Below are 14,257 nucleotides of genomic sequence, written 5' to 3'. Positions count from 1 at the left end.
TATCTTGGCCAACTCATTTAGCCGTTTATGCGTTAATGATAAGATTTGGTTTTGTTATTGTAGATGACGGAATTCCTTTAATATCTGCGTTATTACCATATTTCTTTCGCAATTCGTCAATAGGGCCAAATTCAATCGCACGCATTATACAAGAAGTAACACAGGCCGGCTCTTCTCCTTTTTCTCTTAAGTCTAGACAGGTATCACATTTTGTCATTTTTCCAAGCTCCTCACTAAATTGTGGGGCTCCGTACGGACAATTCCAGACACAATATTTACAACCAATACATTTTTCATGATCAACCAAAACGACTCCATCTTCATCACGCTTGTACATTGCTCCTGTTGGACAACCTTGCACACACCCGGGTTTCTCACAATGATTACAAGAGAGCGAGACATGCGAAAAAGATGGTTTTGGAAAAGTGCCTTCCTCAAAATCATAAACCCTACGAAAATTACGCCCAACTTCTAAATCATTTTTATCTTTACATGCTACGGTACATGTTTTACATCCTACACATTCAGCTACATTTATATAAAAACCTAATTGAGTCATCATTCATGCCCTCCTTCTTCTCTAAAACTTGATTATTCGTTGCTCCCATTTTACATCCTCTTCTAAAGGCTCACCGTTCCACTTTTCTACGTTACAACGGGCTGAATTAAATCCTGATGAACCAAGTCCTTTCGGAATATGCGCAACAAATAAGTTATCTGCTCCAGCTCGATCAATACCTGTTTTCTCATCGATATCAACCCAGGCGCCATGAGGTAATCCAATTGTCCCAGGAATAATACCCTCAGTAATTTTGGCCGGACGAAGGGCTTGACCGTATTCATTTGACATTAACACTGTTTCTCCATCTTTAATTCCTATTTCCTGGGCGTCTTTTTGACTGATATAGACTGGATTTGGCCATGCTTCGCGCAATTGTGGAACATTGTCAAATGTACTGTGAGAACGTCTTAGATAATGTGGATTAATCACTTGATAAGGGTATTTTCCTTTTTTCTTTTTGTCCCAGTCTTCAAAAGTCGCCTCATAGCCATGAACCTTTGGCTCGTATTTCGGTATTGGGGCAATTTCGGAATAAGCCTTTTTTGATAGTTCATTAATGGCTTTACAATAAATTTCGAATTTCCCACTTTCACTTGATACAGGGTTTCCTTCAGGATCATCAATAAAATCCTTGTAGGCAATAAAACCAAAGTTATCACCTGGTTTTCTAGGAATTTGATAAATTCCTTGATCTACAAATTCCTTTAAAGGGATTCTCCCCTGTTGTGGACTGCCTTCAACACCCCACTCTTTAATATCATTCGCCGTAATCGTACATAACGGTTCATAATCAACACCGTTTTCTTTTACGACCATGCTCCCGGCCAACTGATTAAAATATTGTTGTTTCTCAGAAAATGGGAATACGTTCTTCGGATCTTTTCCAAGTGCCGCAAGCAGCCCTTCGGCAATTTCTTGGTCTGTTTTCGATTCATATAACGGATCCATAATTTTCGACCAAGTGATTAAGATTTCACGATTTCCTCCTTTTACAGCTCCTTCTGTTTCCCATTGCGTGGCCACAGGTAAAACGATGTCGGAATACTTCGCATTTGTCGTGAGAGCATAGGCATTTGTTACGACAAACTCAACCTTGCGATGTGCTTCAATTCCTTTAGCAATATTACTTCTTGTTTGTAATGTGTTGTTGTAGTTATGATAAATAAATTGAATATTAGCCTTTCTTTCTCCTTCATAACGTTGAAGGAACTTACCATCTAAAACGGCATCCCAAATTTCATTTTCATTAATCATATTGTCAACGGCATTCGCTACACGTTCGGTTCCTGCTCCACCAGCAATTAAGAGCATCGGTCCCATGTTTCCTGCGTATTCCCAACAGCTAACACCCGTCATATTACCGGGACTTCCCATATGTCCGGTCATCATACCGAGTGCCGAGAATGCTTGAACCCATCCTTCTCCATTGCTTATCCGAGCAGGTGCCCAGGCTGTCAGCAATGCCACTCGTTCGGTACCGCCAATTTCTCTAGCTAATTCACGGATCTTGCTTGGCTCGATTCCACAAATTTCGGATGCCCATTCAGGCGTTTTCGGTTGCCCATCATATGTTCCAAGAAGATAATCTTTAAAATTATCTTTTGGATCAGCGCCATCTGGCATATGTTCCCTATCAAAGCCAATCGTATACTTGTGTAAGAAATCCCATTTTACAAGCGGATTTGACTTTGGATCATCCTCATCCAACAATGTATACATCATCGCTAAGGCTAATGCATCGTCAGTTCCTGGTCTAATTGGCACCCAATCAGCGTCAAAAACATTAGCTGAGTCGGTATACATCGGGTCAATCGAAATAAATCGTGCTCCAGCTTTTTTCGCTTGAAGATAGTTGTATGTTACACTTCCCATCGTGCTCCATGCCGGATTCGCTCCCCAAAGCACAATCAATTGCGAATTGCGCAGATCAAGACGGTCATTTATTCCATTGACAGCCAGCCCTTCGCCCACACCCATATTTTCATAGATCCATCTCCAGGCACCCCAGGACGAGCTACCGTAGCATGCAGAATAACCGCCTATTTCAGCCATCACATTTGTAATATTAATGTCTCCTCCTGTTACAAGGACTGATTCATTACCATACTTCTCTGTAATTCGTTTTGTTTCTGCTGCAATCAATTCAAAAGCCTCATCCCAAGAAATTCGAACCCACTGATCATTCCCTCGCAGTTCTTTCTTGCCTCCTCCAGGCTCCCAATTCTTCCTTTTCATCGGATATTTTAAACGGTCTGCGTTAAATACTTGTTTTCGTTGGGAACGACCTCTTAAACATCCCCGCTGTTGTGGAAAGTCTGGACTATCTGGATGTGTATCATCCGTCTTTTGCCGAACAACAACTCCATCTTTAATTAACACCTTGTTCAAACAACGGCTTCCACAGTTATGCCAACACGCAGCAGTTTTCCAAACTCCTTCGCCAGAACTATCCTCAAGGCCAATGTTCGTATCTGCTTTCGCAATGAGTCCCCTACTTACAGGAATTGCAGCAGTAGCCGCAATGGCAGAAGACCAGCCAATGAAAGATCTTCTGGACATCTTAAACTCATTTGCTTTTTTTAATAAATCAAACATCTTAATATCAATCTCCTTCCGTTCTAGTATTCTTTCTTTTGTGATTGTGAAATCCATCACATGAAAAGATAAACAAATTATGTTAGGGCTTCACTTTTTATCACTTCTATATTCAATAGTTCTTGAAGAACAACTGAATCCATGGTTAAATAATGCAGCAAAATCTTCGCTATTCCTTGATAAAATTGAGTTTCTGCGTTTGATATCATCTTTTCACAAAACTCTGGTGCAAACTTTAGCAGATGCTCATGCAAAAATTGTTCTTGAGCACGTAATAAGTAGTCGATTTCCTGTAAGTGCTCCGCTTTCGCCGAATCGAGCGTTAATTGATTTAATCGATAAATAAAATCAAGCTCTAAACCAATATGATCCTCCGCTTCAACATTTTGCTTCGCCATTTCAAATCCAAATTTCTCATATGTTTTGCGGACATTAATTGTACAGCTTTGAAAAAGCATGGGCTCCTTTTGCACATAGATTGATTCCCACGGTGGTACCGGCAATTCAAATGGTCCAATTGTCATTCTTGTATAATCCCAATGCAACTGTTCAAAGTGGTTTTGATTATGAAGAACATCATATTTTTTCACATAAATTTTTATATCCTCAATTCCTTCTAAAATCCCATCACAGTCTTGTGCAAAAGGAAATTGCTCGAGATTTTGCTGAAGGAAGATTTTCAAATATTCTTGTGTTGGTTCTTCAATCAGAAATCTTCTTAAAATGTCATAAGCATAATCTCTCCCATAGAGAAGAGCGATTAAATCTGAGATTGCTATTTTTTTAGTCATTTTCATCATCCTCCTTTAACACTTTTTCTCAAAAATATCCTCTAATTCAAACAGAGAAGAAGTTGTCCAATCCAACCCAACTTCACGAACGTACTGCTCTCCTTCGTTCTCTTCAATCACTACTGAAGAGATCGAGATTTCCACATCCCTATTTTTTAAATAATGAATATCCATAACGGAAAATTGAATAAAGTCATGGCTCGTATTTTCTATATAAAAAATATTTGCCTGATCGAATAGCGCTTTCGCTTTCCTTATTTCTTTACCAAACACTTTTGCCGTTTTTAAAAAATAATCTTTAGTGGAAAAAGTATAGGTTTGATCAGGACACTGCCGTTGATTCTGCTGGTAAACTTGACCGGTATGCTTATTCTCAAGAGAACAATAATGAACACCCATTTTTAGTCCCTCTTCCAGAGCAAAATCGACAAGCTCCAAACATTCCTTTTCACTGTCTGCCACAGCTAATCCTCCTGCATACCAATAGTTGTAATACACTTCATAAGGTGGATATTTTAACTGAAGCCCTCTCTCTTTAAAGGCTTCAGCATTACCTAAAGGAAAACAAAGCTCCAATAAATTGATGCCAAAAATATTTAATCTATCAAGTTTTAAGAGGAGAACTTTCATATCCTTCAATGTCCCGGGGACAACTGGCATCTCTACGAGAATATTCGGGATAAAATCTCGTGAAAGCTCAATTTTCTGAAGCAAATGGTTAATTCTTGATATAGGGTCGTCCATTTTCACACTAAAACGAATCTCATCCAAATGGGCATTTTTTAATTGCTGGAGCAATTCTTGATCGAGGAGATCCCCTGTTGTATAAAGTCTTGTGTATGTTTCAGGTGAGTTTCGATGAGCAGTATCAAAAAACTTGATTACCTCATCTTTAAACAACAATGGCTCACCCCCAGTAAGTGCCAAATGTTTCAGCTCAATTCTTTGAGCCAATATATCAAGAAGTTCCTTCTGTATATCTTTTTGCTTATTTTTATAGATTAAATAATCAGCCTGGTTTGGGTTAAAGCAAAAGAAACAATTTCTATGACATTTTAATGAAGGATAAGTCGTATAACTATTGCTGCCAGTTTGGCAAGCTTCACATGCACTAGAAATTCTATTAACGAATACGCTTTTATTGTTATTTCTAATAGATGCACCTGCATGTTCAAGATTTTTCAGCTTTGTTTTTCTATCATAGACCACAGATTCTCTTTGAAACGGAAGGCCAAAGGTTTCGATTTGATGAATCGTTTCACTTTCAATACTGGTGTAAATTTGAGCATACTGTGCAAACGATTTATTTTTTATGAAATACACATTATCACTCGTAATTTTTCGTAGCATAATCTCACATCCTTTTTTGCAAAATATGTGAAACAAATCACAAAGTTTATTTCATTATTATTATAAAATCAGGATTAGATAAATGATACGTATCACGTATACAAAAAAAGTGGATGAAATTTGTCTACTGTGACCAATCAATTTTAACGATCTTGTGACTTCGATTGTTGGATAGTTAAGGGTGATTTAAGATGAATATGAACCGATTTATGATTGAGAAAGGAATGAACGAGTTGGAAGAGAGGTTTATCGTTCCAGAATTAATTCATGATTTACTTATAGCCTCTCATGAAGGGCTAAGTGGAGTCGCAATGAAATTATCCGAGGTTTTATCTGTACCTATCATTATGACGGATTCTCTCTATCATGTGCTGGCTTCTTCCTATAAAAGAGAGTCACTAGAAATAATCGTATCTACTTTTTTTGAAAACTCTACACATAGCGAGTTTTTCAAATGTACATTAACTATAGATGGAGAGGATTATAGTGCCTATGGCTATCCATTAAAATTAAGTTCACAAAATTGTGGATATCTTTTTTTGCTTCAAGAAACAGAAGGTGTATTCCCCATCGAAGACTATGAAGCGATAATTCGCTATGGTGCTTCATTAACCACCATTACTATGAAGCAAATGGAAGATATAAAAAAAGAGAGCCAACGCTATAAGGATGCATTCCTCTTTGATCTTCTATATGGAAATTTTAAAAATAATGATGATATTCTTTCATATGGCGCGATCTGGAAATGGGATTTCAATCAACCACACGCAATCATTGTTCTCTCAATGACTGAATACAATCCCTATTCGGAGGATCGGCAGTTGATTAATTCTCTGCTCTATATAACAGAAAAAGCTTTAGCCCAACATGGTTTAGAAACGATTGTCATCCGCAAACAGAGTGAGGTTGTAGCAATCCTCCCTGTCAACGATAAGACAACCTTTAACGAAAATGAGAAGCTGAGCGATTTCATTTCTTATATTATTAAACAAGCGAAAAACAGCCCTATCGGTAACAGAGCTGCATGCGGTGTCGGGCAAGTTTATCAAAATCCGAGTGAACTTTTCCGCAGCTATCAAGAAGCAAAGGTCGCATTTGAAATTGGGCAGTTATTAAAAATTGAGATTCCTTATTTTAATGATTTAGGGCTTGAAAGAATTTTATACAAGCACGATCTGCAAGATTTAAAAGAATACTACTACCATATTTTAGGACCATTACAAAAGTATGATGAAACCCAAGATGGAGATTTAACGTTTACACTTGAAAGTTTGGCTAAGCATCAATTTGATTTAAAGCAAACATCAGATGCGATTTTTTTACATCGAAATACGCTCAGATACCGGATCAAAAAAATTGAAGAAATATTAGAGGTTAAATTGGACGATATTAATAATCGCTTAAATATTGTAGCAGCTCTAAAAATCAAGCAGCTCCATAAAATTTAATATGTATGTGCTTGATTTTGCTAACCGTTTTGCAAATGACTACATCATAATATGTGAATTAGTGAGCATTTTAATGATTTTGAAAGGGGGAGATTACCGTGCAAATGTTTCGCAACACTTGTCCTAGAAATTGTTACGGTACATGCAGTATGCTTTCTTATACAGAAAATGGAAAGCTCATAAAAGTTGCTGGTGATCCAATGCATGGATTTACCCAAGGCCATTTATGTGCAAAAGGCTACGCATATACGCAATATGTTTATAATCCTTTGCGCTTAAAATACCCAATGATGCAAACAAAAAGAGGGTCCGGCAACTGGGTGAGAATTTCTTGGGAAGAAGCGTATCGGATAATCGCCGAAAAAATAATTGAACTATATGACCGCTATGGCTCGAATTTGGCCAGTGGCTACAATAAATTTTCCGGAAATCTAGGACTGCTTCATTATGCCGTCGAAGGGATGTTCAATAGCATCGGTCCCCATACGAAGTCGTTTGGAAATCTTTGTTTAGCAACGGGAGAACAGGCGGTAAAGGAATCGTTCGGCAATCTGCACAGTCCTGTTCCAGAGGAAATGGCCCAATCGAAAATGATTTTTATTTGGGGAGCTAATCCTGCAGTTACGAATATCCATCAAATGAAATTCATCTATAAAGCGAAAAAAAACGGTGGCAAGCTTGTCGTTATTGATCCTATTTATACGGAAACAGCCTCCAAAGCAGACTTGTACATTCAAATAAAACCAGGTACCGACGCCCTATTGGCTCTTGGAATTGCCAAATGCTTACTCGGGCTAGACCAAATAGAAAAAACAGCGGCAGAGTGGAATGGATGGAAAGACTATCAGCAAGTACTAAAACGGCTCAATCTAGCTACGGTAGCTGAGAAGACAGGAGTTAGCATTGAGACGATACAAGAACTTGCTGCCCTCTATGGAGAGATTAAACCTGTAACAACATGGAATGGGCTCGGAATCCAGCGGAATAAGTACGGCGGTGTCAGTATTCAAGCTATTAATTCCTTAGCTGCCCTCTCTGGGAATCTCCATATAGCAAATGGGGGTGTCTATTTTACACATTCCAATTATGAAGATTTTCCAATGAATCTATTAAATTTTCCAGAAAAAAAGCATGCATCTATTAAAAGTTCAAGAATGATCAATTGTGCAAACTTTGCGATGGAAGCAAAAAATTTACAAGATCCTCCTCTTAAACTATTATGGATTGCATCTCGAAGTCCACTTTCACAGGATATGAACATAAATGTCTGGCAAGAATTATTTAAAGAATTGGAATTAATCGTCACAGTTGACCTTTTTATGACGAATACAGCTAAACACTCAGACATTGTTCTTCCTGCTGCAAGCCATTTTGAGGAAGAAGACTTAAATGTGGGATACTGGCATCACTGGCTCTCCATAAATCAAAAAGCAATACCGTCATTTTACGAGACAAAAAGTGATTTAATGATTGCCCGTGAGTTAACGAAAAAATTAAACATGCTCCGTCCCGGGTTTTCCACATTTCCTTATGAGTTAGAGCCGAAAGATTGGATTGAGCTTGAACTTAATGAAAAGGTGCAAGCTTTGTATGGACTTAAATCGTATACCAGTTTAGTTGATGGGCCTAAACCACGACTCGCTAATCAAAAAAAGAATAAGCACTTTTCATTTATACAAGTAGATGACGTGAAAACAATGTTGCATTCACTGCTGCTGGAAACAAAGGGGGAGCCATCACCATATCCGTTTCGACTGCTCTCCCCTCAAACATTATTAAAAATACATTCGCAGTTTGCTCTCATCTCCTGGCTAAATCCTAAACCAGATGAGACCGTTATTGAAATAAACAACAAGGTAGCTGAGTCATTGGGAATTAACGATGGAGAAAAAGTGAAAATTCACAATGAAAACGGAGCGATCATTGCCAAAGCGTGCAAAAATCAGCATCTGCCACATGGTGTGGTTCTCGTCAGTCAAACGGGCGAAAACTCTATCAATCAATTAATTGGCTCCCAACTGCAAAAACAAGAGGAACTATCAAGCACTCATTTTTATGATTGCTTTGTAAGCATTAAGAGCCTAAAACACCCATAGAAGAAATGAGTTGATTATATGTCTAAACAATTGGGATTTTTATTTAATGCAGACCATTGCATCGGATGTACAGCCTGTGAAATTGCTTGTCGAAATGAAAATCATACAAACAGAAATGTTCGTTGGCGCAAAGTCTCTAAGTCATCTGAAGGATTTCTCTCCTTATCCTGTAATCACTGCAATAGCCCTGAGTGCTCTCGGGTTTGTCCTGAAAATGCTTTTATGAAGAGGCATGATGGAATTGTCCTAATTGATTCCAATCTGTGTACAGGCTGTAGACTATGCATAACAGCATGCCCTTACGAAGCCCCTCAATTCGATTATGAAACGAATAAAGTTAGCAAATGTCAGATGTGTTATCCTAGACAAGATCAGGGCCTACTTCCCGCTTGTGTGGATGCCTGTTCAACAGAAGCATTACAATTGGTGGATTTGGAAAATTTCTATGATCCACAGGCAGTCTCATCTATTTTTGGAATCCCTGACATCCGAATAACACAACCGTCTATCGTTTTTTATCCTATATCCGAAAAGAAAAGACATTTTCTTGTAGAAAGATCCTCCAATTAACAAAGACGATGCATATTGTATTTTGGGATAAAAATATTTAGAGTACGACAAAATAATATGTTTTTCAACATGAACATTGCTATGAAACATAAAAAAATTCGAGATATCTCGAATTTTTTTATTTCGATGTGGAAAATATCACTGCAATCTGTTAAAATCTGTATTAAAATGGAATAGACCCCTTTATTACCTGAACTCAAGGAAATAGGGGGTTTTAATTATGCATGAGATTACAAACTTTGAGATGGCATCCTTATTCGTTTCACTATTTTTCACTTACTAAGGAGTTATTTACATGTCTAGGTCCTGTTTAGAAGAAAGCCTTTTCTACAAAATTGAAACACTAAGAAAAGAAATGATCCGAACTGGAATTAAGGAAGGTCTATCTAGTAAAAATACAATACAATTAAGCCAGATGCTCGATCAATATGTTCTTCAATATCAAAAACTGAACTTTAGCAGTTTTAAGAAGAATTTTTAATAAATTGAATATCTGCCCCAAATAAATACAAAGCTTGCCATTACGATTAAATGAAATGCTCCCCCCTTGCTTCACTAAAGCCTCCTATTTCGTGTTCTAAATCATTTTGCGGCCTAGAAGTAAATGGACTCCTAGGTCGCTTTTTACCATTTTCTATTTAGGTGTATTTATCCCTGAATTATTCACTAGTAGGTTAGCTCTTCTCTGATTCGTTGTAATGATGTAAATCGCACCAGCTGCTATTAACATTGCAATAATTGAACCGGTATTAAACCAGCCCTTTTCGGAGAACCAGACGATCGCATAACCGAGAGAACCAGCAAACAAGGAGTAGTAAGCAAACGGCAGAAGTGTTTTTCGTATAACTGTCCCTTCCTTGCCAACGAGACCGACAACTGCTGAAGCAGCAACTACATTATGAACGCAGACCATATTCCCTGCTGCTCCACCTACTGCCTGTAGTGCAACGATCCATGTCGGATCAACACCAATTTGCGAACCAACATCATATTGAAACAAGGAGAACATCATATTGCTAACAGTATTGCTACCGGCAATAAATGCTCCTAAACCACCAATAAATGTCGCAAAAATTGGCCAAAAATCACCCGTTAGCGCTGCAACAGCATTGGCTAATTCAATCGGCATACGGTCATAACCGGCTGCCCCACCCCCTGTATTCAAAAAAACTTGGACCATTGGAACGGTAAATATTAATGCTGTTGAAGCTGACAGCATTGTTTTTCCCGATTGTGACCATGCCCTTCCATAAGCTTTTCCATTCATTCCATGAAGGAAGTAAGTGATTACAGATACAAGAATAAAGATAGATCCTGGAGAGTATAGGGGCTGAAAGCTAGTTGTTATGTCTGAACCAAAAATATTCTCCCATTTTAAAGTCCATGATTGCGTCCATTCCATGAATGGAAGCGATTGCAAACGAGTCAATACGAGAAAAAGACCAATTAATATGTATGGAGTCCATGCTTTCACCATACTCATGTTCCCACTTTTATGGACAATATCCTTAATTTCTAATTTTCCACTCCATTCAGGGTCCCATTTAGACTTTTCTTCAAAATCCCAAATTTCATCTTCCTTAGGCATAAATAATCCCTTTTTGGCAGCGTAAATGACAATGGCTAAACCAATTAATCCTCCAGCCATCGATGGAAATTCTGGACCCAATGTATTAGCAACGATTACATATGGAATTGTCATAGCGAATGCAGAGAATAAAGCAAACTTCCAAATTTTTAACCCTTCGGTAAAAGATTTGTTTTTTCCGAAAAATCTCGTCATAAAAGCAACAACGATTAATGGAACAAGTGTCCCGGCAATCATATGTAGTATGGACACTTTTTCAGCTATATTAATAGTTAAAGCTAAAAAATCATTGGTTAGGCTTGTATCTGCTGATAATCCTGAATGAACCCCCACAAGCATTGGGGTACCTACTGCACCGAAGGATACCGGTGTACTTTGAATAATCATCCCTGCGACGACAGCGGCCATTGCTGGAAATCCTAAACCAACCATCAATGGAACTGCAACGGCAGCAGGTGTTCCAAATCCTGCGGATCCTTCGATAAATGAGCCAAACAACCAAGCAACAATGATCACTTGAATACGTCGGTCTGGCGAAATATCAATGAAACCTTGACGAATCGTTTTGATTCCTCCACTCTCCTGAAGCGTGTTTAATAGTAAAATTGCCCCAAAAATGATGTACAATAGTGTCCCTGCTGTAAATAACCCGTGCAACGAAGCAGCTGCAACATTCACACCGGGAACCTCCCATACAAATAGCGCAAGTCCAATTGCAACTAAATAAGAGATTGGCATTGCTTTACTTGCTGGCCATCTTAATCCAACAAGAAAAATGGCTACCGCAATAATCGGCAATAGCGATAAAAAAGCAAGCATTCCTGTATTCATAGCATTTCTCCTTCCGTTTGGTGATAAAAAACAATGTTTTCAATTGTTGCATAGTAGACAACAAAGTTATATAACAATATATTTTTTGTTATACAACAGTCTGTACCTACCTAAATTATACACACTTATAATATAGTTTCAATAATTTTTAGAAAATTCACTCCATTTTATTACGACAATAAAATCCATATTCTGACTCTAAATTATAAAGTTCTACAGTTAATCAAGTTACAGCACTCGTATTGAAGAGAAATAAAAAAATTTGTTTGCAATATCTTTTTTATGAAATTTCTCACATAGAGACAACAACAAATTGCACTTGTTAACAATAATGAAAAAGTCAAATGAACGTTCGTTTTTAACTTGAAGTGCGCAATTATGAAATGGACTCAGCATAAGTAAATTTTAAAAGACGTACATTTTCCAATCTATACCGTTCTTTACCTGTACGTTCAATCGCTTCATCATTGTGAAACAAAGCTTCGAGATTTTTTATTGAATTGTTAAACCATATTATTGAGAAAACGATTTTCAGCTATGCTGAAAGATCCGTGATTTCATAAAAAGAAAGGAGAAAACAAATTTTCTCCTTTCTTTTTATGAAATCAGCGAAAAAATGAGCCAAAAAAATCAGCACTGACATCAATTTCATTTATTCCTTAAACGGTATTTACATACCCTAATCTTCCTGATATTTTCGCTCCAGCTTCCTTCATTTTTATTTTCAATTGTTCCAATCTTGTGGTCGTCATCCTCATCGTTGGTCCGGAAATACTTACGGATGCTATGACTTTCCCCAAATGATCAAAAAGTGGAACTGCAATGCAAGTGATTCCATATTCATTCTCTTCCAAATCTAAAGCGTACCCTTTTTGCTTGATTTTAACTAGTTCTTTTAGAAATGCCTCTTTTTCAGTAATCGTTGCTTCTGTATGGATCGGAAGCCCTTTCCGTTCAATAATATCTTCTACGACATTTAATGGTAGGTAAGCAAGAATTGCTTTGCCAACTGAAGTGCAATGCATGGGAGCCCGCTTTCCGACCTTTGAATGCATGCGTAATGTTTGATTTCCTTCCAGTTTTTCAATGTATACAACCTCGCCCTGATCCCATACAGCTAAGTGAATAACTTCATTTGTTTCCCGTTCTAACTCCAATAAAAAGGGTTTTGCCTCTGTTCTGATATCGATTGATTCCAACAGTTTCGAACTAATATCAAGAAATTTATAGCCTAATTTATAACGGCCAGTATCAACATCTTGTTCAATATAGCCATACTGAGCTAATGTAGAAAGAATCCGGTAAACCGAGCTTTTGTTAATGTCGACTTGCTTTGCGATTTCTGTTACACCTAACCCCCCTTTTTTCGAGCTTACTAAATTAATAATATCCAGTGCTCGTCCCACTGATTTAACCATATTGTCCCTTTCCATCCATTCACACCTCCACTTCAAAGGAAGTAACGATGGCTCCTTTTCAAAAAGGAAAAAGAGCCATTATTACATGACTTAGCGATCGACGGACACCGCTTCTTTCACAAAAGAATTCCTCAATATGCCAATCCCCTCTATATCACATTCTATCACATCTCCAGCACGAACAAACTCTGCTCCTACAGGACTGCCAGTTAAAATCACATCCCCAGGCTGCAGCGTCATAACATGAGAAAGATAAGAAATCATTTTTGCGGTGGATATTATCATTAATTCTTGACCGCTATTTTGTTTTTCTTCCCCGTTCAATCTCGATTTCACTCTTATTGATAATGGATCGATTTCGGTTTCAATGAACGGTCCCAATGGAGTAAAGGTGTCAAACGATTTTCCAATTGTCCAATGACCTGTTTCATGAAAATAGGCAGGAGCTGTGACATCATTTCCAACAGTATAGCCAAACACATAATCAAAGACCTGTTCTTCTGAAATATTTTTAGCTTTTCTTCCGATCACAGCGGCAAGTTCAGATTCAAATTTTACAGTATCGCAGCCTGCTGGAATGATAATCTCATCCTCTGGACCAATGACTGAGGAAATTGGTTTAAAAAAGAAAACAGGAATTTCAGGCAGTTCGTTCGGTCGTTCATCAGGACTTGCTACATAATTGGCGCCAATCCCAATTATTTGATTGGGAGCGAGTGGGGCTAAAAGCTTTACTTCATCCATTGAAAAAACCTTTCCTGTATATTCCCAGTCTGCAAATATATTTCCTTTTATTTCTCTTATGCCGTCTTCAACCAGCACCCCTTTATACTCAATAGTGTCCACTGTAAAGCGTGTAAATTTCATTGTTCCACTCCTCTCGGTAAAACTTTAAGTTTAGGTTTTGTTAAACCATATTGTTGAGAAAACGATTTTTGGCGCTTTTCGTGGGAAACCTTGGTTTCACACGTCTTTCAATCATCCTGAAAGGTTGAGAAAATAAGTCAA

The 14,257-nt window shown here is 37.9% G+C and carries 11 protein-coding genes; 4 read left to right on the top strand and 7 right to left on the bottom strand.

Annotation, left to right across the window (positions count from 1 at the left end):
• Nucleotides 1-25 precede the first annotated feature (25 nt).
• The 4 genes from FCJ93_RS11415 to FCJ93_RS11400 all read right to left on the bottom strand — a co-directional run bounded on the left by FCJ93_RS11415 (nucleotide 26) and on the right by FCJ93_RS11400 (nucleotide 5,298).
• A complete protein-coding gene (locus FCJ93_RS11415) occupies nucleotides 26-559 on the bottom strand; it encodes a DMSO/selenate family reductase complex B subunit (RefSeq protein WP_211344109.1) in 534 nt (177 codons plus the stop codon).
• Between the two features lie 21 nt (nucleotides 560-580).
• Nucleotides 581-3,157 carry a molybdopterin-dependent oxidoreductase gene (locus FCJ93_RS11410; protein ID WP_095314384.1) on the bottom strand — a complete coding sequence of 859 codons (2,577 nt, stop codon included), beginning with the start codon at nucleotides 3,155-3,157 and terminating at the stop codon, nucleotides 581-583.
• Between the two features lie 77 nt (nucleotides 3,158-3,234).
• Nucleotides 3,235-3,948: a TorD/DmsD family molecular chaperone gene (locus FCJ93_RS11405; protein ID WP_137743726.1), complete on the bottom strand. Its 714-nt coding sequence runs from the start codon at nucleotides 3,946-3,948 to the stop codon at nucleotides 3,235-3,237.
• A gap of 15 nt (nucleotides 3,949-3,963) precedes the next feature.
• A complete protein-coding gene (locus FCJ93_RS11400) occupies nucleotides 3,964-5,298 on the bottom strand; it encodes a radical SAM protein (protein ID WP_095314380.1) in 1,335 nt (444 codons plus the stop codon).
• 191 nt (nucleotides 5,299-5,489) lie between these two features.
• Between FCJ93_RS11400 and FCJ93_RS11395 the strand changes: the two genes are divergently transcribed.
• From FCJ93_RS11395 to FCJ93_RS11380, 4 genes are all read left to right on the top strand, one after another.
• Nucleotides 5,490-6,746 (top strand): PucR family transcriptional regulator, encoded by a 1,257-nt coding sequence (locus tag FCJ93_RS11395; RefSeq protein ID WP_235879454.1) that lies wholly within the window; start codon nucleotides 5,490-5,492, stop codon nucleotides 6,744-6,746.
• A gap of 104 nt (nucleotides 6,747-6,850) precedes the next feature.
• Nucleotides 6,851-8,842 (top strand): molybdopterin-dependent oxidoreductase, encoded by a 1,992-nt coding sequence (locus FCJ93_RS11390; protein WP_235879461.1) that lies wholly within the window; start codon nucleotides 6,851-6,853, stop codon nucleotides 8,840-8,842.
• An 18-nt stretch (nucleotides 8,843-8,860) separates the two neighbouring features.
• Nucleotides 8,861-9,412 (top strand): 4Fe-4S dicluster domain-containing protein, encoded by a 552-nt coding sequence (locus tag FCJ93_RS11385; protein ID WP_137743724.1) that lies wholly within the window; start codon nucleotides 8,861-8,863, stop codon nucleotides 9,410-9,412.
• A gap of 295 nt (nucleotides 9,413-9,707) precedes the next feature.
• On the top strand, nucleotides 9,708-9,893 hold the full coding sequence (locus FCJ93_RS11380) for an aspartyl-phosphate phosphatase Spo0E family protein (protein WP_137743723.1): 186 nt from the start codon (nucleotides 9,708-9,710) through the stop codon (nucleotides 9,891-9,893).
• A gap of 153 nt (nucleotides 9,894-10,046) precedes the next feature.
• On the opposite strand, the gene FCJ93_RS11375 is transcribed toward FCJ93_RS11380, so the two are convergent.
• The 3 genes from FCJ93_RS11375 to FCJ93_RS11365 all read right to left on the bottom strand — a co-directional run bounded on the left by FCJ93_RS11375 (nucleotide 10,047) and on the right by FCJ93_RS11365 (nucleotide 14,116).
• On the bottom strand, nucleotides 10,047-11,831 hold the full coding sequence (locus FCJ93_RS11375) for an L-lactate permease (RefSeq protein WP_137743722.1): 1,785 nt from the start codon (nucleotides 11,829-11,831) through the stop codon (nucleotides 10,047-10,049).
• A gap of 659 nt (nucleotides 11,832-12,490) precedes the next feature.
• Nucleotides 12,491-13,264: an IclR family transcriptional regulator gene (locus FCJ93_RS11370; RefSeq protein WP_137743721.1), complete on the bottom strand. Its 774-nt coding sequence runs from the start codon at nucleotides 13,262-13,264 to the stop codon at nucleotides 12,491-12,493.
• Between the two features lie 75 nt (nucleotides 13,265-13,339).
• Nucleotides 13,340-14,116, bottom strand: coding sequence for a fumarylacetoacetate hydrolase family protein (locus FCJ93_RS11365; RefSeq protein WP_095314366.1), 777 nt, complete (start codon nucleotides 14,114-14,116; stop codon nucleotides 13,340-13,342).
• Nucleotides 14,117-14,257 lie beyond the last annotated feature (141 nt).

Origin of the sequence: Robertmurraya siralis, assembly GCF_005502275.1 — a bacterium.
Classification (GTDB): Bacteria; Bacillota; Bacilli; order Bacillales; family Cytobacillaceae; genus Robertmurraya; species Robertmurraya siralis.
The sequence above is the reverse complement of the archived record's forward strand: the minus strand, read 5'-3'. Positions and strand labels throughout refer to the sequence as shown.